17 protein-coding genes and 5 tRNA genes are annotated in these 20,531 nt (G+C 68.9%); 19 read left to right on the top strand and 3 right to left on the bottom strand.

Annotated elements, in window-relative coordinates; genetic code table 11:
- Nucleotides 1-2 precede the first annotated feature (2 nt).
- The 3 genes from NW198_RS06590 (at nt 3) to NW198_RS06580 (ending at nt 1,605) form a co-directional block, all read left to right on the top strand.
- A complete protein-coding gene (locus NW198_RS06590; RefSeq protein ID WP_258340477.1) occupies nt 3-878 on the top strand; it encodes a 4-(cytidine 5'-diphospho)-2-C-methyl-D-erythritol kinase in 876 nt (291 codons plus the stop codon).
- Between the two features lie 15 nt (nt 879-893).
- A tRNA-Pro gene (locus tag NW198_RS06585) sits at nt 894-970 on the top strand.
- Between the two features lie 419 nt (nt 971-1,389).
- Nucleotides 1,390-1,605 (top strand): helix-turn-helix domain-containing protein, encoded by a 216-nt coding sequence (locus tag NW198_RS06580; protein WP_258340476.1) that lies wholly within the window; start codon nt 1,390-1,392, stop codon nt 1,603-1,605.
- A 24-nt stretch (nt 1,606-1,629) separates the two neighbouring features.
- On the opposite strand, the gene NW198_RS06575 is transcribed toward NW198_RS06580, so the two are convergent.
- On the bottom strand, nt 1,630-2,475 hold the full coding sequence (locus tag NW198_RS06575; RefSeq protein WP_258340475.1) for an HAD family hydrolase: 846 nt from the start codon (nt 2,473-2,475) through the stop codon (nt 1,630-1,632).
- Between the two features lie 84 nt (nt 2,476-2,559).
- Between NW198_RS06575 and NW198_RS06570 the strand changes: the two genes are divergently transcribed.
- Nucleotides 2,560-3,705 (top strand): glycerate kinase, encoded by a 1,146-nt coding sequence (locus tag NW198_RS06570; RefSeq protein ID WP_258340474.1) that lies wholly within the window; start codon nt 2,560-2,562, stop codon nt 3,703-3,705.
- A 30-nt stretch (nt 3,706-3,735) separates the two neighbouring features.
- Here NW198_RS06570 and NW198_RS06565 read toward each other — a convergent pair whose 3' ends face one another.
- Entirely contained in the window at nt 3,736-4,560 is an 825-nt protein-coding gene (locus tag NW198_RS06565; RefSeq protein WP_258340473.1) for a spermidine synthase, read from the bottom strand.
- Between the two features lie 151 nt (nt 4,561-4,711).
- On the opposite strand from NW198_RS06565, the gene tatA reads away from it, so the two are divergent.
- The 3 genes from tatA to lysS all read left to right on the top strand — a co-directional run bounded on the left by tatA (nt 4,712) and on the right by lysS (nt 7,847).
- The gene (tatA, locus tag NW198_RS06560; RefSeq protein ID WP_204204620.1) at nt 4,712-5,020 is read left to right on the top strand and encodes a twin-arginine translocase TatA/TatE family subunit; all 309 of its coding nucleotides are present in this window, start codon (nt 4,712-4,714) and stop codon (nt 5,018-5,020) included.
- A gap of 27 nt (nt 5,021-5,047) precedes the next feature.
- The gene (gene greA, locus NW198_RS06555; RefSeq protein WP_258340472.1) at nt 5,048-5,524 is read left to right on the top strand and encodes a transcription elongation factor GreA; all 477 of its coding nucleotides are present in this window, start codon (nt 5,048-5,050) and stop codon (nt 5,522-5,524) included.
- 91 nt (nt 5,525-5,615) lie between these two features.
- A complete protein-coding gene (gene lysS / locus NW198_RS06550) occupies nt 5,616-7,847 on the top strand; it encodes a lysine--tRNA ligase (protein WP_258340471.1) in 2,232 nt (743 codons plus the stop codon).
- Nucleotides 7,848-8,225: 378 nt separating this feature from the next.
- Here the strand turns inward: lysS and NW198_RS06545 are convergent, their stop codons facing one another.
- Complete coding sequence (locus tag NW198_RS06545) at nt 8,226-9,332, bottom strand: hypothetical protein (protein ID WP_258340470.1); 1,107 nt, start codon at nt 9,330-9,332, stop codon at nt 8,226-8,228.
- A gap of 667 nt (nt 9,333-9,999) precedes the next feature.
- Here NW198_RS06545 and NW198_RS06540 point away from each other — a divergent pair.
- The 12 genes from NW198_RS06540 (at nt 10,000) to tuf (ending at nt 20,511) form a co-directional block, all read left to right on the top strand.
- Complete coding sequence (locus NW198_RS06540) at nt 10,000-12,582, top strand: ATP-dependent Clp protease ATP-binding subunit (RefSeq protein WP_258340469.1); 2,583 nt, start codon at nt 10,000-10,002, stop codon at nt 12,580-12,582.
- Between the two features lie 174 nt (nt 12,583-12,756).
- Nucleotides 12,757-13,836: a DNA integrity scanning diadenylate cyclase DisA gene (gene disA, locus NW198_RS06535; protein ID WP_087314575.1), complete on the top strand. Its 1,080-nt coding sequence runs from the start codon at nt 12,757-12,759 to the stop codon at nt 13,834-13,836.
- The gene (gene ispD, locus NW198_RS06530; protein WP_087314573.1) at nt 13,836-14,600 is read left to right on the top strand and encodes a 2-C-methyl-D-erythritol 4-phosphate cytidylyltransferase; all 765 of its coding nucleotides are present in this window, start codon (nt 13,836-13,838) and stop codon (nt 14,598-14,600) included. Before disA ends, ispD begins: the two co-directional genes overlap by 1 nt.
- 114 nt (nt 14,601-14,714) lie before the next feature.
- Nucleotides 14,715-15,194, top strand: coding sequence for a 2-C-methyl-D-erythritol 2,4-cyclodiphosphate synthase (gene ispF, locus NW198_RS06525; RefSeq protein WP_087314571.1), 480 nt, complete (start codon nt 14,715-14,717; stop codon nt 15,192-15,194).
- Nucleotides 15,195-15,642: 448 nt separating this feature from the next.
- On the top strand, nt 15,643-17,121 hold the full coding sequence (gene cysS / locus NW198_RS06520; RefSeq protein ID WP_087314569.1) for a cysteine--tRNA ligase: 1,479 nt from the start codon (nt 15,643-15,645) through the stop codon (nt 17,119-17,121).
- A gap of 2 nt (nt 17,122-17,123) precedes the next feature.
- Nucleotides 17,124-18,050, top strand: coding sequence for a 23S rRNA (guanosine(2251)-2'-O)-methyltransferase RlmB (gene rlmB, locus NW198_RS06515; protein ID WP_375378031.1), 927 nt, complete (start codon nt 17,124-17,126; stop codon nt 18,048-18,050).
- Nucleotides 18,043-18,582, top strand: a complete 540-nt coding sequence (locus NW198_RS06510) for an NYN domain-containing protein (RefSeq protein ID WP_087314566.1) — start codon at nt 18,043-18,045, stop codon at nt 18,580-18,582. The genes rlmB and NW198_RS06510 overlap by 8 nt, the downstream gene beginning before the upstream one ends.
- A gap of 82 nt (nt 18,583-18,664) precedes the next feature.
- Nucleotides 18,665-18,739: transfer RNA gene (locus NW198_RS06505), tRNA-Thr, on the top strand.
- Between the two features lie 207 nt (nt 18,740-18,946).
- Nucleotides 18,947-19,030 (top strand) — tRNA-Tyr (locus NW198_RS06500).
- Nucleotides 19,031-19,033: 3 nt separating this feature from the next.
- Nucleotides 19,034-19,109, top strand: a tRNA-Thr gene (locus NW198_RS06495).
- 28 nt (nt 19,110-19,137) lie between these two features.
- A tRNA-Met gene (locus NW198_RS06490) sits at nt 19,138-19,214 on the top strand.
- A 91-nt stretch (nt 19,215-19,305) separates the two neighbouring features.
- Nucleotides 19,306-20,511, top strand: coding sequence for an elongation factor Tu (gene tuf, locus NW198_RS06485; RefSeq protein WP_158094556.1), 1,206 nt, complete (start codon nt 19,306-19,308; stop codon nt 20,509-20,511).
- The last annotated feature ends 20 nt before the right edge of the window (nt 20,512-20,531 follow it).

Genomic DNA, 20,531 nt, shown 5'->3' with positions numbered 1-20,531 from the left:
CCGTGGGCGCCACGGTCGTCACGACCCCCTGCAAGGTCAACCTGTACCTCGGCGTGCATGCCGAGAAGGACGAGCGCGGCTATCACCGCGTCGACTCCGTGATGGTGCCCGTTGCGCTGTGCGACACGGTGAGCGTAAGCGACGCCCCCGAGCTCTCCGTGAGCTTTGACCCGCCGCTTTCGATCCCTGCCGAGAAGACCGGCGTGTGGCGCGCCGCCGCCCTGCTCGCCGAGGCGCTCGGCGTGGAGCCGCGCGTCCGGATAGACGTCTGCGCGCGCATCCCCGAGCGCGCCGGCCTGGGCGGCTCGTCGGCGGACGCCGGCGCGACGCTGCGCGCGCTGGCGACGCTCTGGGGCGTAAGCCCGCTCGACCCGCGCGTGATCGCGGTGGCGCGCCGCGTGGGGGCCGACGTGCCCTTCTTCCTCGACCCGCGCCCCGCGCTCTTCTCGGGCGCCGGCGACGTCCGCGCGCGCTCGTTTCCCGCCGTCGAGATGCCGCTCGTGCTGGTCATGCCCCGCGCCGAGGGCGGCTCCACGGTCGAGGCCTATGCCGAGTTCGACCGCTCGGGCGAGAGGCCCGTGGCCCCCGAGCCGCTCTGCGCCGCGCTTGCCTCCGGCAGCGTCGCGGCCATGGCGGCGCGCCTCCACAACAACCTCGCACCGGCCGCCCGTGCGCTCTGCCCCGAGGCGGGGGTCGTCGAGTCGTGGCTGCGCGCCCAGCCCGGCGTGCTCGGCGCTCAGGTGAGCGGGTCGGGGACGTGCTCGTTTGCGATCTGCGACGGCGTCGGGACGGCAGACGAGCTGGCGCGCCGCGCCGAGGAGTGCGGCTGGCGCGCGTGGTCGACAAAAACTGTTGGTTTTGCCGGAGGAATCTGCTAGAATACTCCCTCGCTACGGGTTGTGGCTCAGCTTGGTAGAGCGCTCGGTTCGGGACCGAGAGGTCGCTGGTTCGAATCCAGTCAACCCGACCACGAAATGACGGGGGTCGAGGGCGCAAGCCCTCGACCCCTTTTGCGTTCCGGAGAGGCTGGGCCGTGATTGAGATCGCAGATCTGCGTGACTGTCCGCCATCTGGGCGCCTCTATGGCGGTCGTGCCGGACGCAAGGAGGGCATCCTCATCGATGGGGAGCCCTGGCTCGCCAAGTACCCGCGCTCGAAGCGCGATCTTCGCGGACGCGGGCTGCCCTCGTATACCTCATCGCCTCTCTCCGAGTACCTGGGCTCGCACATCTACGCGCTTCTCGGCATCCCGACGCACGAGACCCGCCTGGGGTACCGCGACGGCAAGATCGTCTGTGCGTGCCGCGACTTCACCTCTCCCGGCGTGGTGCTCTACGAGTTCAGCAAGGTCAAGAGGACGATGGATGACGATGCGTGCGAGGGCTTCCGATGGATACGAGAGGACGAAGAGACTTGCTCGGGCGGCGGATTCGGGAGGCGCGAGAGGTGGCGGGGCTCTCACAACGAGAGCTCTCCCTCATGGCGTCGACGAACCAGTCCTACCTCTGGGAGGTGGAGACGGGCAGGGTCAGCATAGGAATCGACGTCCTGTGCCGCATCGCCGACGCGCTTGGCGTCAGGGTGCGCGACCTCGTCGAGTTTTAGTTCGGCATCCCCGCGGGATCGTCCCTAGAGCGTCCCCTCCCGGCGCGTCGTCGCCAGCATGTGGCGCGGCACCGCGTGCAGCGCGCAGCTGCCGATCACGTGGCCCGCGGCGCGCTTGGCGTCCTCGCTGCCGTTGTGCGTGGCATAGGCGTGCTCGAAGCGCTCGAGCATCGCGATGTCGTTGCCTCCGTCGCCGTAGACCGCGACCTCGTCCTCCGCGATGCCAAGATGCCCGGCCAGCCAGGCCACCGCCTCGCCCTTGTTGACGCTCGCCTCTGTGAGCTCGAAGAGGTCCCCGTCAAACGAGGCGTTCACGAGCGTGTCCTCGTGCTCGGCCACAAAGGCCGCGAGCTCCGCCTTGAGCCCGGGGTCGAGCACGCGGCAGTTGACCTTGCAGATCGTGTGCGACAGGACGTCCTCGTCTGTCTGGTCGAAGACCATGTCCTCGGCGGGGCCGCGCCGACGAAAGCGCCAGGCCACGAACCTCCCGAGCAGGCCGGGCGAGGGGAGATACCCCGCCAGCTGGCTCTCGCGCGAGCCGCGCACAAACGTCCCGTCCGGCGCCACGCAGGTGAAGCAGCAGGTGGGAAAGGCGTCGAGCAGCTCCTCGAGTGTCGCCGGGGAGATCTCCACGCTGCGCAGCAGCTGGCCGCGGGCGTCGTAGACAAAAGCGCCGTTGCCGCTCACCACCTCGAGGGGCAGGTCGTCAAAGCCCAGCTCGGCGCCCGTGCTCGACCAGCGGCCCGTCGCCAGGGCCACGTGTCGTCCGGCGCCGGTCACGCGTCGCAGCCGGCGAAGGATGGCGCCGTCGGTCTGGTGCAGGGCGTTGAAGAGCGTGCCGTCGAGGTCACTCGCAAAGAGCTTGATCAAGAGGTCTCCTTCGTCGTTTTCCCGGTGAAGTATAGTCTTGATGAAAAAGGACTGTCACTTTTCATCATTCATCAGGAGGGGCCCATGGCGGGTTCGCCCAGGTTCGTCTTTGCGTCCGACTCGTTCAAGGGGACGCTGACCTCTGCGGACGCGGCGCGCCTGCTCGAGGCGGCGGCGCGCCGACACGTTCCCGGCTGCGCCTGCGTGGCGGTGCCCATGGCGGACGGCGGCGACGGCACGGTCGAGGCGCTCGTCGCGGCCTGCGGCGGAGACCTGCGGCGCGTTTGCGTGGCCGATCCCTTGGGCCGTCCGGTCGAGGCCGCCTACGGCATGCTGCCCGACGGACGCGCCATCATCGAGATGGCAGCCGCCTCGGGCCTCCCCCTGCTCGCTCCGGGCGAGAAGAACCCGCTGCTCACGAGCACCTACGGCACCGGCGAGCTCATCCGCGCCGCGCTCGACGCCGGCGCGCTCGACGTGACGCTCGCCATCGGCGGCAGCGCGACCAACGACGGTGGCGCCGGCTGCATGCGAGCTCTCGGCGCGCGCCTCCTGGACGTCTCCGGCCGTGAGCTCGCGGGCTGCGGCGCCGACCTGGCGCGCATCGCTTCGATCGACCTCTCCGGCCTCGACCCTCGCGTCGCCCGAACGAACTTCCACCTCATGTGCGACGTGGACAACCCGCTTCTGGGCCCGGACGGCGCGAGTGCAGTCTATGCCCCGCAAAAGGGAGCCACGCCCGCGATGGTCGCCGAGCTCGACGCCGGCATGGCAAACTACGCCCGCGTGCTCGAGCGGACCTTCGGGCGCGACTTCGACGTGCCGGGCGCCGGCGCGGCGGGCGGCCTGGGTGCGGGCGCGATGGCGTTTCTCGGTGCGCAGGCGGGCAGCGGCATGGCGCGCGTCCTCGAGCTCACGCGCTTCTCGGAGGTGCTGGCGGGGGCGGACCTCTGCGTCACGGGGGAGGGGCACGCCGACGCGCAGACCGCGCGCGGCAAGGTCGTGGCTGGCGTGGCGGCAGCCTGCGAGGCTGCGGGCGTGCCCTGCGTGGCGGTGGTGGGCGGCATGAGCGCGGACGCGGCGGCATCGGTGCCCGGCGTCGCGGCGTGGGTGCCCACGGCCATCGACGCGATGCCGCTCGAGGAGGCGCTCTCCCGCGCGGAGGAGCTCTATGCCCTCGCGGCCGAGCGGCTCTTCTCGCTGCTGGCGCTGGGCGCGCGCCTGGGCTGAGCGCCGGCCCGCCCCGAGACGGCCCGGCCCCTACTGCACGACGACGGCGCCCTCGGGCAGCGCGAGCTCCGCGTCCGTCGCCACGACCACGTTGTTGCCGGGCTTGCGCGGCTCGTCCGCCCACTCGGGGACCACGGCCACGTGTGCGAACTCGCGCCCGAAGGCGTCCTCCACCTCGCGCAGCGGCCTGGCACCGGGTCCCTCGCAGGAACAGCGCACGTTTGCTAGGTAGACGCCGCCCTCGGCGAGCCGCGAGCGCAGCACGCGCGCCCCCTCCGAGGTCTCCAGCGGCCCGAGCGGGCGCTTGCCGGAGAAGGCGTCGTTGACGATCACGTCGTAGGGCTCGGTCGCCGCGCGCAAAAACGCCCAGGCATCGCCCGTCACCAGCCGGAGCCGCCCGTCCTTCTCGGCCCCCGTCTTCTCGAGGCATTCGTCGAGGAAGAAGCGCTCGCGCGCGAGGCGCGTGATCGCGGGGTCCACCTCCACCACGTCGGTGCGTGCGGCGGGCACAAAGGCCGCCAGGTACTTGGGCAGCGAGTAGCCGCCCCCTCCCATGACCATCACGCGCACGGGCCGGTCCAGCCCCTCGATCACGGACGCCATGACGCGGTGGTAGACGCAGGCAAGCTCAAAGCGCAGGCCATCGGGCACGTAGCTCACGGACTGGAAGGTTCCGTTGACGTTGAGCAGGCGCACGGGCGTGCCGTCGGCGTCGGCGGAGTCAAAGACCAGCGTGAGGCCAAACTTGGTCCGGCGCATCTCCACGCCGCGCCGGCGCAGCAGCCATGGCAGCGCGGCCAGGATGGCCGTGCAGACAACGGTCAAGATCGCCAGGCCGATGAAGAACTCTTTCACGGGACCTCCCCGGGGCCTCTCGCGAGCCCGCGTGCCGCGGCAATTCTCGCGTTTAGAGATTGTGAGTAGGGTGCAACGTCGGCTATACTAGCTGATGCTGTATTGGGCCTGTGCGCCCACGAGACACATCGCACCGGAAGGACACTTCATCATGATTCTTGGCCTGGGTATCCCTGAGCTGCTCATCATCCTCATCGTCATCCTCGTCATCTTTGGGCCCAAGAACCTGCCCAAGATCGGCTCCGCCCTCGGCAAGACCGTGAAGAACGTCCGCGAGGGCATGGAGGAGGGCTCCGAGGACAAGTCCGAGAGCCCCGTCGAGTCTCACGACGAGCCCGTCGAGGTCATCGAGGACGAGGATGACGCCGACGCCCCCGAGACCAAGTTCTGCTCCAAGTGCGGCACCAAGAACTCCGCCGACGCGGGCTTCTGCTCCAAGTGCGGCACCAAGCTCGACTAACCTCACGCGCCAGATAGGGAGCAGAGCATGGACAACACCAAGAAGATCGAGCTCACCCCCGAGGGCCGTCAGCGCCTGGTGGACGAGCTCGCCTATCGCGAGGGCGAGAAGCACGACGAGATCGTCGAGCGCATCAAGGAGGCCCGCGGCTTTGGCGACCTCTCGGAGAACTCCGAGTACGACGCCGCCAAGGAGGAGGAGGCCCGCAACGCCTCCCGCATCAACGAGATCCGCCAGATCCTCTCGATCGCCACGGTCGTCGAGGCCGGCAGCGGCGAGCTGACCGTCTCCATCGGCACCACGGTCGAGCTCGAGGACGAGAAGGGCGCCAAAACGAGCTTCACGATCGTCGGCACCACCGAGACCAACTCGCTCGAGCACAAGATCTCGAACGAGTCCCCCGTGGGCGCCGCCCTCGTGGGCCGCAGGGAGGGCGACAAGATCGAGGTCATGGCGCCGTCCGGCAGGAGCAGGAGCTACACCATCACGGCGATCAGCCGCTAGCGTGCCCTGACCCCGCAAAAGTGAAACGTGGCGCCCCGTGTCTGCGGCATCGCAGGTGCGGGGCGCAGTCTGTGAGACATGAGGAGAGACCATGGCCCAGGAGACCACCGTCGGCGCCCCCGCCGGCACCGCAGCAACCACTGACGAGCGCTCGATGCGCCGCGCGCGCCGCCAGGCGCTCATCGACGCGGGCGTGAACCCGTACCCCATCGCGTCCGAGGTGACGGCCCACGCCGCCGAGCTTGAGGAGAAGTACGCCGGCCTCGAGGACGGCGCGGACACCGAGGACGTGGCAAGCGTCGCCGGCCGCATCAGGGCGCTGCGCAAGCAGGGCAAGGCCGCCTTCATCGTGCTCGAGGACGTGAGCGGCTCCATTCAGCTCTTCTGCCGCCACGACGTGCTCGGCGACGAGGGCTGGGCGCTTCTCTCCAACCTCGACCTCGGCGACATCCTGGGGGCCACGGGCACCATCCTGCGCACCCGCCGCGGGCAGCTCTCCGTCTCGCCCGCGCGCCTCACGATGCTCTCCAAGTCCCTGCGGCCGCTGCCCGAGAAGTTCCACGGCCTCACCGACCGCGAGGTCCGCTACCGCCAGCGCTACGTCGACCTCATCATGAACCCCGAGGTCCGCGACGTCTTCCGCAAGCGCAGCCAGATCGTCTCCCTCATCCGTCGCTTCATGGAGGCCGACGGCTATATGGAGGTCGAGACGCCGATGATGCACGCCATCCTCGGCGGCGCCAACGCCAAGCCGTTCGTCACGCACTTCAACGCGCTCGACCGTGACTTCTACCTGCGCATCGCCACCGAGCTTCCGCTCAAGCGCCTCATCGTGGGCGGCCTCGAGCGCGTCTTCGAGATCGGCCGCAACTTCCGCAACGAGGGCATGGACCTCACGCACAACCCCGAGTTCACCTCGATGGAGGCCTACTGCGCCTACGCCGACCTCGAGGGCATGAAACGCCTCTCCGAGGGCCTCTTCAAGATGATCGCGCGCGAGGTCTGCGGCTGCGAGGAGGGCCACGAGGTCATCACCTACCAGGGTCAGACGATCGACATGTCCGGCACCTGGGCGAGCCGCCCGCTCTCCGAGATCGCCTCCGAGTGCGTGGGCGAGCAGCTTACGATGGACACCCCCATCGAGCACCTGCGCGAGCTCTGCGAGAAGAACGGCATCGAGGTCCAGCCGAGCTGGGGCCCCGGCAAGCTGCTCTTCGAGCTCTACGACGAGCTGGGCGAGAAGACCATCGTCAACCCCACCTTCGTCTGCGACTACCCCGAGGAGGTCTCCCCGCTCTCCAAGCGCAAGCCCGAGGACCCGCGCCTCACCGACCGCTTTGAGCTGGTCATCGCCGGCCACGAGTACGCCAACGCCTTCTCCGAGCTCAACGACCCCGTCGACCAGGCGGGACGCTTCGCCGAGCAGGTCGCGGCCAAGGGCCTGGGCGACGACGAGGCCATGGGCTACGACTACGACTACGTGCGCGCGCTCGAGTACGGCATGCCGCCGGCGGGTGGCATCGGCTACGGCATCGACCGAATGGTCATGCTCTTCTGCGACCAGCCCGCCATCCGCGACGTGCTGCTCTTCCCGGCCATGAAGCCCGAGACCATCACCAAGGCGGACATCGAGGCGCAGGTCGCCGGCGTCGTGACCGACAACACGGCCGCCTCCGTCGACGCCATCGCCGCCGACAGCGAGAAGGTCGCGGCCGCGGTCGAGGGCCCCGCGGCGCTTGTCGCCGGGATCTCCCGCGACGAGGCGCTCGCCCTGCTCGCCGCGCACAACAAGGAGGAGTTCCACCTCGAGCACGGCGCGACCGTGGGCGGCGTGATGCGACAGTTTGCGCTCCAGGAGGACCCCGACAACGCCGACTTCTGGGAGGTCGTGGGCATCCTGCACGACCTCGACTGGGAGGAGCACGCGGACGACCCCGTGGGCCACACCACCTACGCCGGCGAGCTGATCCGCGCGGCGGGCGGCTCCGAGGCGCTGGTGCGCGCGATCCAGTCGCACAACTCGATGAACAACCCCGACCTGCCGGCGCCGGAGCTGCCCATGGAGAAGGTCCTGTTTGCCGTTGACGAGCTCACGGGCCTCATCGGCGCGGCGGTGATCATGCGCCCGAGCAAGTCCGTCATGGACTTCGAGGTGAAGTCGCTCAAGAAGAAGTTCAAGGACAAGCGATTCGCCGCGGGCTGCAACCGCGACGTCATCCGCCAGGGCGCCGAGCTCTGCGGCATGGAGCTCGACGAGCTCTTCGCCCGCACGATCGCCGCGATGCAGGCCATCGCGCCGGACCGCGACACGTTTGGCAAGTAGCGCCTCCCCGGCAGCGCCCGCGCCCGCGAGCCCGCCCGCACTTCTCGGCATCCCCCGGGAGGCGCCGCGCACCCGACGCCGCCCGCTGCGAGCCCGCCCGCACTTCTCGGTATCTGCCGAGAAGGACCCCGCACCCGACGCCCCGCGCATCGAGTGCGGGCCCCGGCGCACTGGATGCGCGCACTCGACGGCAGGCGTCGAGAAGAGCCCCGCACTCGGGCGCGCCCCATGCGGAAATCGCCCGCACTTCTAGCCCGCACTCGTAAGTGCGCGCAAGAAGTGCGGGCTTTTCTCGATGGGGGGCGCCACGCCAAGGGGTGCCGGGCCAGGGGGGCGCCACGCTAAGGGCGCCGGGCCAAGGGGTGCCGGGCGCCCTCACTACCAGCTGGGCTTCTCGCTAGGTATGGCGGGAAGCGTCTGGCTGAGAAGGACCTTCCTCGCGTGCGTCGCCCCTGCGTCTTCGAGCGTGCGTCGAACCCGTGCCTCGAACTCCGGCCCCTCGGTCTTGGCGAGCGAGTGCGCAATGCTCGCGAGGTAGCCGCTCAGGGCGTGGACGGTGCGCACGTTCTTGTAGCTCGCGGGGAAGACGGAGATGCCGCACCTTTGATAGTCTCGAATCCGTCGCTGGTCCTCCTCGAAGGCCGCCTCGCTTATGTGGTCCTTGCCGTTGTACTCCCCGGCAGTCAGGTGTCCGGGCCAGTTAAAGTCCGGCCGCATCTGCTTGTGCTCGATGAGATGGCGCACATCCTGCGGCCAGTCGATGGGCTCGTTCTCAAGAAAGGCGGGAGCCTCGATGCCGCCGAGGTGCTCGGGCAGCTTGAACGCGAGCGAGAGCAGCGTCTCCTCTGGCGATCCTGCGCCGCTCTGCACGAGCGCGGCTGCGCGACGCGCCTGTCTCAGCCCCCGGATTCCCTCGAGGTTGCCCAGAAGCCCGACGATTTTCTCGGGTGATTGAACCGGCTCGAGCTCGAAGGCGCAGGGACCGTGCGCGGGGTCGCTTGGGTCGCGGGCGTATAGCCCGCACGCCTCCATGGGAAACGTGAGCAGCTTGATGAAGGCGGCGTTTGGCGTGAGGGCGTCACGTTTGACGAGCCTCTGGACCTGCTGCTCCATGCGCACCAGGCTCAGTCCGGGGGACTCGACGAACAGGTGGAGCTCGCCGCTCCCCGCATAGGGCCAAGGATCCCCGTTGGCCTGAATGACCTCTAGAAACGAGTCCTCGGGAAGGCGGGTGAGAAGGGCGCGGGACGAGAGGCACGCGGCAGACGAGCGGCTTTCGCGCGAGAAGAACGTGAGCGAGAGAGGCTCGGCGGGAGAGAACGAGCACAGGTCCTCCGGTAGAGCGAGCCTGAGGGCGGCGATGTCAATGGGGGATTGGCGGGAACGGCGGTGGGCGTTGCCGGCGGGCACGAGGGCGAGGTCCGGGTCCTTGCGAGCGATGCGCGTCAGCTTGAGCGAGTCGGTTCCGGCGAGAAAGACGTCCACGCGAGCCTCCTTTCGAGTGGCCCTCCTTAAGGGGGTTGGCTTCTTGGCGGAAAAGCCTAGCAAGGCGAGCGTACGGAGAGCTGCGTCTTAGCTTGGTGGGAGCTTTCGCGCAGCTTTCGGATGGCCGCGGGTGAGAGGGGCCGCGCAGGACACGGCACCGGAACAAGAGGGCTCCATTCGCGCGGGATGGGCGCGGCTCTGCACGGGAAATCCACGGGTCGCGATGTTTTGCCTGTTCGGAGGATTGGGCGAGATGCTGGCGCTCGTCCCCGGAGGAGGCCTTGTGCGAGAAGTGCGCGCTGGGCCGCACTCTATGCGCGCACTTATGAGTGCGGGCGAGAAGTGCGGGCGGATTTTGGGCGGGGCGACCTCGAGTGCGCGGTCCTTCTCGGTATTTGTCGTCGAGTGCTCGCATCCAGTGCGTTGGAGCCCGCACTCAATGCGCGAAGTCTCCAAGTGCGTTGTTCTTCTCGACCGATGCCGAGAAGTGCGGGCGGGCGTTCGGGCGGGCTCCCGGGCTCCGGCGAGAAGTGCGGGCGGGCTCCCGGGCTCCGGCGAGAAGTGCGCTCATCGTCACGTGCGTCACAGAGAAGTGACGCCCCGTTTGCGCGGACGGGCGTGTGGGTACAAACTATAGCTGTGAAACTATCGCGAGAGGACAACCTCAATGTTTGAGAAGTTCACCGACAAGGCGCGCAAGGTCATGAGCCTCGCGCAGGACGAAGCCAGAAGCCTCGGGCAAATGTACGTGGGCACCGAGCACCTGCTGCTCGCCCTCATCAAGGAGGGCGAGGGCGTCGCCGCCCAGGCCCTCGCCAAGCTCGACATCACCTACGACGAGACGCTCGCCACGGTCCGCGGCCTCACTGCCAGCGACAACGAGCCCGTCCCCGGCGGCCACATCCCCTTCACGCCGCGCGCCAAGCGCGTGCTGGAGGGTGCCTACCGCGAGACCATGACGCACGGCCAGAACTACATCGCCACCGAGCACCTGCTGCTCGGCATCGTCTCCGAGGGCAACGGCCGCGCGATGGACGCCCTGCGCCAGATGGGCGTCTCGGGCGACGCCGTCCGCAACGCCGTGGCCGAGCTCTCCTCCAAGCAAAGCGAGGCCCCCCGCCAGCCGGCGGCCGCCGACGTCCGCATGGCGGGCTTTGGCGGACCGCAGCAGCAGCCCGGCGAGGAGGGCTCCGTGCTCGAGCAGTACGGCCGCAACCTCACCAAGCTGGCCACGGACGACAAGCTCGACCCGGTGATCGGCCGCGACCGCGAGATCGAGCGCGTCATGCAGGTCCTCGCGCGCCGCCAGAAGAACAACCCGCTCATCCTCGGCGACCCGGGCGTGGGCAAGACCGCGATCGTCGAGGGGCTCGCGCAGCTCATCGCCTCGGGCAACGTGCCCGACATCCTGCGCGGCAAGCAGATCTGGACGCTCGACCTCGCGAGTCTCGTCGCCGGCTCCAAGTATCGCGGCGAGTTCGAGGAGCGCATGAAGAAGGTCGTGCGCGAGCTCGAGGAGTCCGAGAACGACATCCTATTCATCGACGAGATCCACACCGTCATCGGCGCCGGCTCGGCCGAAGGCTCCATTGATGCCGCATCGATCTTGAAGCCGCCCCTCTCGCGCGGCGAGATCCAGGTCATCGGCGCCACCACGGCCGAGGAGTTCCGCAAGCACGTCGAGAAGGACTCGGCGTTCGAGCGCCGCTTCCAGCCGGTCAGCATCGGCGAGCCCAGCCCCGAGGACACCGTCAAGATCATCGAGGGCCTCAAGGACCGCTACGAGAAGCACCACCACGTGAGCTACACCGACGACGCCGTCCAGGCCGCGGTGACGCTCTCGAGCCGCTACGTCCAGGACCGCTTCCTGCCGGACAAGGCCATCGACGTGCTCGACGAGGCCGGCGCTCGCACGCGCGTCCACAAGATGGCGCTGCCGCCCGAGATCGCCCAGGTCGACGCCGACCTGGCACGCGTGCGCGAGGAGAAGTCCGCCGCCGCGGCGGCCCAGGAGTTCGAGGACGCCGCGCGCCTGCGCGACGAGGAGAAGGCCCTCGTGTCCCAGCGCGACGAGCTCGAGGCCGCCTGGCGCGAGCGGCTCGCCGCCAACGTGGTGACCGTCGACGAGGACGACATCGCCGACGTGGTCTCCTCCATGACCGGCGTGCCCGTCTCGAGCCTCACCGAGGCGGAGGCCTCCAAGCTCCTGCGCTGCGAGGACGTGCTGCACCAGCGCGTCGTGGGCCAGGACGAGGCCGTGACCAAGGTCGCCAAGGCCATCCGCCGCAGCCGCTCCCCGCTCAAGGACCCGCGCCGACCGGGCGGCTCGTTCATCTTCCTGGGCCCCTCGGGCGTGGGCAAGACCGAGCTCGCCAAGGCGCTCGCGGAGTTTCTCTTTGGCTCCGAGGAGGCGCTCATCAGCTTTGACATGTCCGAGTTCATGGAGAAGCACACCGTCTCCAAGCTCGTGGGCGCCCCTCCCGGCTACGTTGGCTACGACGAGGGCGGCGAGCTCACCAAGGCGGTGCGCCGGCGTCCCTACTCGGTCGTGCTCTTCGACGAGGTCGAGAAAGCTCACCCCGACGTCTTCAACGTGCTTCTCCAGATCCTGGAGGAGGGCCGGCTCACCGACGGCCAGGGCCGTCACGTGGACTTCTCCAACACCGTCATCATCATGACGTCCAACATCGGCGCGCGCGACATCGCGCAGACCACCACGATGGGCTTCTCGGCCCAGGGGGCGTCGGGCCTCTCCGACAAGGAGATCACGAGCCGCGTCATGTCCGAGCTCAAGAAGCACTTCCGCCCGGAGTTCCTCAACCGCGTGGACGAGGTCGTGGTCTTCAAGTCGCTCACGCCCGAGCAGCTGCGGGGCATCGTCGAGCTCATGGTCGCCGACCTCCGCGAGCGCCTCATCGCGCAGGGCATGTCCATCGAGCTCACCGACGCCGCGCGCGACCTCGTGGCCAAGGAGGGCGCCGACCCGGTCTACGGCGCACGCCCGCTGCGCCGCGCCATCCAGACGCTCATCGAGGACCCGCTCTCCGAGGAGCTGCTGCAGGGTCTGTGGCATCGCGGCGAGATCATTCGCGTGGACGAGAAGGACGGCCAGCTCGTCTTTGAGCACGCCGTCGGCGAGATCCCCGCGCCGCGCCGCCGCGAGCACCTCATGGGCCCGGAACCGGCGCCGCTGCCCGAGCCCTCCTCGGGCGCGCCCGGAGCCGGCGGGCTGCTCGCTTCCGGGGCGTAAACAACGTCCTGGCACTGAGCACCTAGCCGTCAAAACGGGGCGGGGCGGCATGTGACAATTCAACCTGCCCTAATTGTCACATGCCGACCTGCCCCGCTTCGCGCCGCGCGATATACTCAGACTCAATAAGGGAGCCGGCCCGCATGCGTGCCGGCAGCGCACGAAGGGCCGCCCATGGATGCCACCCAGCTTGACACCGGTGCCGCCGACCGCGAGCAGCGCCTCCAGGACGCGATCAAGAACACCGCGCCCGGGACCCCGCTGCGCTTGGCGCTCGACATGATCCTCGCGGGCCACCTCGGCGCCCTCATCTGCGTCGGCGACACGGAGAACGTGCTGGCCGCCGGGGACGACGGCTTCAAGCTCGACGTCTCGTTCACGGCCAACCGCCTCTTCGAGCTCTGCAAGATGGACGGCGCCGTGGTCATCGACCGCGACTTCACCAAGATCTTGCGCGCCAACTACCACCTCAACCCAGACCCGTCGTTGCCCACGTCCGAGACGGGCACGCGCCACCGCACGGCGGCCCGCATGAGCCTGCTCACCCGGGCGATGGTCGTCTCGGTCTCCTCCCGTCGCTCGATCATCAACGTCTACGTGGACGGCAAGGGCTTCCAGATCAAGCCGGTGAGCGATTTGCTCACGACGGTCAACCAGCTGACCGTCGCCATGCAGAACACCCGCTCCCAGCTCGATCGCAACCTGCTGCACCTCACGAGCCTCGAGCTCGACAACATGGTCACGCTCGGTGACCTCACCGACCTCTTCTACCTCTTCGAGGCGCTGCTCACCGCCGGCAGCGAACTCGACGACTGCATCGTCCAGCTCGGCCGCGAGGGCAAGATCGCCCAGATGCAGCGCGACGAGTACCTCGCCGGCGTCGACGAGGCCTACACCCTCATGATTCGCGACTACGCCGCGGACTCCTCCGAGGAGACCGCGCGCACCGTGCGCCGCCGCCTGCATGACACCGTCAACACGCAGCTGCGCTCCGCCAAGACCGTGGCGCGCATCCTCGGCTTTGGCGACGACTGCGGCGAGGACAGCATCATGACCCCGCTCGGCCTGCGCACGCTCTCGCGCGTGCCCGTCGTGCGCGAGGGCATGGCCGACAAGATCGTCGACGAGTACGGCTCGCTGCAGGAGGTCCTCGAGGCCGTGGACGACGACCCCTCACGCCTCGGCAAGATCGGCGTCAAGAATCCCGACGTGCTCGCCAACAGCCTGCACCGCATGTGGGGGAAGGGCGAGTGATGGGCGCCGGCGCCCCCTGCCCCGAGGCGTGCGCCTGCCGCGTCGGCTCCGCCGAGCCCCCCGCCGACACCTGCGCCGTCATCGTCGCGGGAGGCTCGGGCGAGCGCTTTGGCGACCCGCGCGGAAAGCAGTTCGTCGAGCTCGCCGGCCTGCCCCTCATGTGCTGGTCGATCGCCGCGTTCGAGCAGGCGCCGTCGGTGGCGCGGCTCGTGGTGGTCTGCGCCCCGGACCGGGCGGCGCAGGTCGAGAAGGACGTGCTCGCGCGGCTCTCCCTCAAAAAGCCGGTGGCGCTCGCCCCGTCCGGGGCGACCCGTCAGGATTCGGTGCTCTCCGGGCTGGGGGCGGTCCCCCGCGACCTGGAGTTCGTCGCCGTCCATGACGCCGCGCGGCCGCTGGTGGAGGCCGAGATGATCGAGGCCGCGATCGCGGCGGTCCGCCAGGATCCGGCGCTTGCCGGCGCCATCCTCGCGACGCGCTCCGTCGACACCCTCAAGCTCGTCGAGGGTACGACCATCGTGGCGACGCCCGACCGCAGCTTCTATTGGGCCGCCCAGACCCCGCAGGTCTTTCGGCGCCGGGTCCTTCTCGCCGCGCACAAGGCCGCCGCGCGCGACGAGTACCTGGGGACCGACGACGCCTCCCTGGTGGAGCGCATGGGCGGCAAGGTGCGCGTGGTCGAGTCCTCGCGCGACAACATCAAGGTCACGCTGCCCGAGGACCTGGCCCTTGCCGAGGCCGCTCTCGAGCGGCGACTGCTTGGGTGACCCAGGGGGCAGGGGCTTGGCAGACTTGACAATCTCGTCAGGTTATATTGTCAAGCGCTCGCGCTTGACAATATAACCTGACGAGATTGTCAAGTCTGCCAGAAAGGAACTGTCATGCTGCGCATCGGACACGGCTTTGACGTGCACGCGTTCGCGGAGGGGCGCCGTCTGGTGCTCGGAGGCGTCGACGTGCCGTGCGAGCGGGGGCTCGCCGGCCACTCCGACGCCGACGTGCTCGCCCACGCGCTCATGGACGCCGTGCTCGGTGCCATGCGTGCGGGTGACATCGGGGGTCTCTTTCCGGACACCGACCCCGCCTACGAGGGCGCGGACTCGCTCGTCCTGATGCGCCGCGTGGCCGAGCTCGCGCGCGAGCGCGGCTACCGCATCCTCGACGTGGACTGCACCGTCGCGGCGCAGGCGCCCAAGCTCGCGCCCCACCGCGATCAGATGCGCGCCAACATGGCTGCCGCGCTGGGCGTGCCCGTGGATGCCGTGGGCGTGAAGGCCACGACCACCGAGCGGCTCGGGTTCGTGGGCCGCGAGGAGGGCATCGCCGCCTGGGCCGTGGCCCTTCTCGACGACGGCCGGTAGTCCTTCTCGGCCTGCTGAGCTCGCGCGACGGGCGCCGCGCCGCGTAATGCGCCGCGTTGCTTAGACTTTCCGGCCCATCGCGCTGACAGTCCGTTTTGCGCTTACAAATCCGCGCGAATCGCAGCCGCCCCGCCCGCGGTGCTTACGAATCCGGGCCCATCGCAGCTAGAGGTCCCGTGGCGCTTACGAATCCGGGCGAATCGCTGGGCGTGCGCCCGTGCGACTCTCTCGCGCGTGCGACAAGCGGCAATCCGTAAGCACCGCGGGGGCTCCCGCCGCGACAAGCGGGGTTTAGTAAGCGCCGCGCCCTCGTTCCGCGCGAAGCCCGGCAATTCGTAAGCACCGCGCCCGCCCGCGCCCCGCCCCCGCGCCGGGCGAGAAGAACTCACCCCGCGGGCGCCGCGCTATACTGGTCGGAACGTTTCCGACAGACACCCAAGGAGCGCGCATGCTCGTCTACAACAGTCAGACGCACAAGAAGGAGGAGCTCGTCCCCATCGAGCCCGGCAAGATTCGTATGTACGTCTGCGGCCCCACCGTCTACGACCAGATCCACATCGGCAACGCGCGGACCTTCCTCGCGTTTGACGTGATCCGTCGCTACCTCATGTACAAGGGCTATCAGGTCACCTTTGCCCAGAACCTCACCGACGTGGACGACAAGATCATCAACCGCGCCAACGAGTGCGGCCGCACCGCGGCCGAGGTCGCCGAGGAGTGCTCGGCCGCCTTCATCGAGCAGATGCACCGCTTTGGCGTGCTCGACCCGGACATCCGCCCGCGCGCCACGCACGAGATCGAGGCCATGCAGGAGATGATCACGCTCCTCATCGAGCGCGGCGTGGCCTACCCGGTGCCCTCCGGCGACGTCTACTTCTCCGTGCGCGCCGACCACAGCTACGGCATTCTCTCCGGCCGCGACCTCGACCAGATGCGCGCCGGCGAGCGCGTGGAGGTCAACGACGAGAAGCGTGACCCGTTTGACTTCGCGCTCTGGAAGGCCGCCAAGCCCGGCGAGCCGAGCTGGCCCAGCCCCTGGGGCGACGGCCGTCCCGGCTGGCACACCGAGTGCTGCGCGATGATCCACCGCTACCTGGGCACCCCCATCGACATCCACGGCGGCGGCGCCGACCTCATCTTCCCGCACCACGAGAACGAGACCGCCCAGGCCATGTGCGCCTGGGACACGGCGCTCGCCAACACCTGGATGCACACGGGGATGCTGCGCGTCAACGGCGAGAAGATGTCCAAGAGCCTCGGCAACTTCTACACGCTCAAGGAGGTGCTCGACAAGTACCCGGCCGACGCCGTGCGTCTGCTCATGCTGCAGACCCACTACCGCGCGCCGCTCGACTTCTCCTTCGAGCGCCTCGAGGGCGTGGCCGGCACGCTCGAGCGCCTCGAGACCTGCGCGCGGAACCTCCGCTGGGCCGCCGAGCGCTCCCCGCAGGACGGCGAGCTCAACGACGCCGACCGCACCCTCGGCCGCAAGATCGACGAGGCGCGCGAGGAGTTCTGCCGCCAGATGGACGACGACTTCAACACTGCGGGAGGCCTCGCCGCGATCTTCTCGCTGGTGACCGCCGCAAACACCTATCTGGCAGAGGCCGCCGACGACACCTCCACCGCCGTCTGCCTGCGCGCTGCGGATATGCTCTGCGAGCTCGCCGACGTGATGGGCATCGGCCTGGGCCGCTCCGCCGGCGACGACGACCTGCCCGCCGGGCTCGTGGACCTCGCGCGCGACCAGGCCGGCTACGAGGGCGCCTCTGCCGCCGAGGCGGCCGAGGCCCTGCTCGCCGCGCGCCAGGCGGCACGTGCCGAGAAGAACTGGGGCGTCGCCGACGCCATCCGTGACGGCATCACCGCGCTCGGCCTCGTGGTGGAGGACACCGCCTCGGGCGCGCGCCTGCACCGCAAGGAGTAAGCGTGGCAAAGAATCAGTCTCGTACGCCCGGCCGCGACGTGCGCGGCGGCAAGGGCAAGGGCGGACGCCCCCAGGCGGGGCGCTCCGGGCGCCCCGGGTCGGGCAGGGGCCAGCGTGCCGAGAAGGGCCGCGTGCCCCGTCCGCTGCCGGGGGCCGCGCGCCGCGGGCCGCAGGAGCGCGGCGACCTGATCGAGGGACGCCGCGCCGTCGAGGAGGCGCTCGCCTGCGGGATGCCGCTGCGCTCGGCGCTCGTGCAGGAGCGCTCCGGCGAGCGCGACCAGGCGCTCGAGAAGATCGCCGCGCGCCTGGGCGAGGCGGGCGTGCCCGTCGAGCGCGTGCCGCGCGGCAGGCTCGACGCGCTCTCCAGCCACGGGGCGCACCAGGGCGTCGTCGTGCGCACGCGCCCCTTCGAGTACGCGTCGCTCTCCGAGGTCATCGCCGCGGCGGGCGAGGGTCCGGCGCTCGTCGTGGTGCTCGACCATGTGACCGACCAGGGAAACTTCGGCGCCATCGTGCGCACGGCCGAGGTCGTGGGCGCGGCGGGCGTCGTGGTGGCCAAGGCGCGCGCCGCCTCGGTGGGCGTGGGCGCCTACAAGACCTCCGCGGGCGCCGTCATGCACCTGCCCATCGCGCAGGTGCCCAACCTCGCGCGCGCGATCGAGGAGCTTCAGGCGGCGGGCTTTTGGGCCTGCGCCGCCACCGAGCACGCCGAGCAGGACGTCTGGCACGCGCCGTTTGCCGGGCGCCTCGCCCTGGTGATGGGCTCGGAGGGCGAGGGCATCTCGCGCCTGGTTGCCGAGAAGTGCGACTTTTCGTGCCGCCTGCCTCAGCGCGGGCGCGTGGAGTCGCTCAACGTCGCGCAGGCCACGACGGTGCTCTGTTACGAGTGGCTGCGCCGGCAGGAGACGGGCGGCGAGGCGGGTGCCTAGGACCGGCGCCTCGCGCGAGCTGCTCGTGGTGGACGGCTACAACGTCATCTACAAGTCCTCCCGCTACCTCGACCGCATGGACGAGACGAGCGAGGGCGACCCCTTCGAGCAGGCGCGCGAGCTGCTCATCTCCGACGTTGCCGCCTACGCGAAGGGCCGCTTCGAGCCGGTGATCGTCTTCGACGCCGCGGGCAACGTCTCGCCGGAGCGCCCCGACCTCTCCCGGGCCGGCGTGCGCGTGATCTTCTCGGCGGCGGGGGAGTCCGCCGACGCCGTCATCGAGCGCCTGGTCACCGAGGCGCGCCTCGCGCCGCACGCGGTGACGGTGGTGACCTCGGACCGCACGATACGAGCGACGGTGGGCGGCATCCCGGTCACGCGCGTCTCGAGCGACGTGCTCGTGGCCGACGTGGGCGCCCTCGCAGTGGAGTATCGCCGAGAAAACGATGCGCGGCAGACCCAGCACATGCGCCTCGAGGACCGCATCGACCCGGCCGCGCGCGAGAAGCTCTGGCGGATGCTGCGCGGCTAGCAGTCGGGGCGCGAGACAAACGAGCCTGTCCCCTCGTCTCACGCCCCCTCGTCCCATCCGTTCCGCTATCATTGACGAACGCGCCGGCATGGCTCAATGGCAGAGCAACGGTTTTGTAAACCGTGGGTTGGGGGTTCGACTCCCTCTGCCGGCTCCAGAAATATTTTTCGAGGCCGTGGCCCAAAAGGGTCGCGGCCTCGCGTTCTTCTCGGTAAAAATAAAGTGGTTGACCTGCGGATGTGTGCTGCTCGTGATGATGGATACGCCCGGCTGGGGGGTATACGTTGACAAGTTCTTGCGCACGCCGTATTCTACTATCCGCTTGCGAGGGAGAACGCGCCTCGCGGGTGGCTGAAAACGGAATGGGGATGTGGCACAGCGGCAACTGCGGCGGACTGTAAATCCGCTCCCTCTGGGTTCCTTGGTTCGAGTCCAAGCATCCCCACCATCTGCCCGTGTAGCTCAGTCGGTAGAGCACTTCGTTGGTAACGAAGAGGTCACCGGTTCAAATCCGGTCGCGGGCTCCATTTCCGCCATTCAGTCGCAAGGCACCACGCCGGTGTAGCTCAGTTGGTTAGAGCACGCGGCTCATACCCGCGATGTCACTGGTTCGAGTCCAGTCACCGGTACCAGAGTTCTTGGCGGCGCTTCGGCGCCGCTTGGCATAAGAACGAAGCAAGTACATTGGAAGGCCAGAAGGTCGGTTCCAGAAGGAGGATGGCAATGGCCAAGGAGAAGTTCGATCGTTCCAAGCCCCACGTAAACATCGGTACCATTGGTCACGTCGACCACGGCAAGACCACCACGACCGCGGCCATCACCAAGGTCCTCTCCGAGACCGAGGGCTGCAAGGCCGACTACACCGCCTTCGAGAACATCGATAAGGCTCCCGAGGAGCGTCAGCGCGGCATCACCATCAACGTTGCCCACATCGAGTACGAGACCTGGGAGCGCCACTACGCTCACGTCGACTGCCCGGGCCACGCTGACTACATCAAGAACATGATCTCCGGTGCGGCTCAGATGGACGGCGCCATCCTCGTCATCGCCGCCACCGACGGCCCCATGGCCCAGACCCGCGAGCACATCCTTCTCGCCCGTCAGGTCGGCGTCCCCTACATCATCGTCTTCCTGAACAAGTGCGACATGGTTGACGACGAGGAGCTCATCGACCTCGTTGAGATGGAGACCCGCGACCTCCTCACCGAGTACGACTTCCCCGGCGACGACCTGCCGATCATCCGCGGCTCCGCTCTCGGCGCCCTCAACGGCGAGCAGAAGTGGGTCGACTCCATCGTCGAGCTCATGCACGCCGTCGACTCCTACATCCCGACGCCCCCGCGTGACAACGACAAGCCGTTCCTGATGGCCATCGAGGACGTCATGACCATCTCCGGCCGCGGCACCGTCGCCACCGGCCGTGTCGAGCGCGGCGAGCTCAAGCTCAACGACCCCGTCGAGATCGTCGGCATCCGCGAGAAGCAGACCTCCGTCGCCACCGGCATCGAGATGTTCCGCAAGACCATGGACTTCTGCGAGGCTGGCGACAACGTTGGCATCCTCCTGCGCGGCATCAAGCGCGAGGACATCGAGCGCGGCCAGGTCATCTGCAAGCCCGGCTCCGTCCAGCCGCACCAGAAGTTCACCGGCGAGATCTACGTCCTCACCAAGGAGGAGGGTGGCCGTCACACCCCGTTCTTCGCCGGCTACCGTCCGCAGTTCTACTTCCGCACCACCGACGTCACCGGTGACATCTCCGAGCTCACCGACACCAACGGCACCAAGGTTGAGATGGCTATGCCTGGCGACCACATCACCGTCACCTGCGAGCTCATCCACCCGATCGCCATGGAGCAGGGCCTCAAGTTCGCTATCCGCGAGGGTGGCCACACCGTCGGCGACGGCCGCGTCTCCTCGATTCTCGACTAACTTCACCAGAAGCTAGTTCA

It is taken from the genome of Thermophilibacter sp. ET337 (genome assembly GCF_024733715.1).
In the GTDB taxonomy this organism is placed as follows: Bacteria; Actinomycetota; Coriobacteriia; order Coriobacteriales; family Atopobiaceae; genus Thermophilibacter.
Note: the sequence above shows the minus strand (reverse complement) of the source record. Positions and strands in the feature narration are given on the sequence as shown.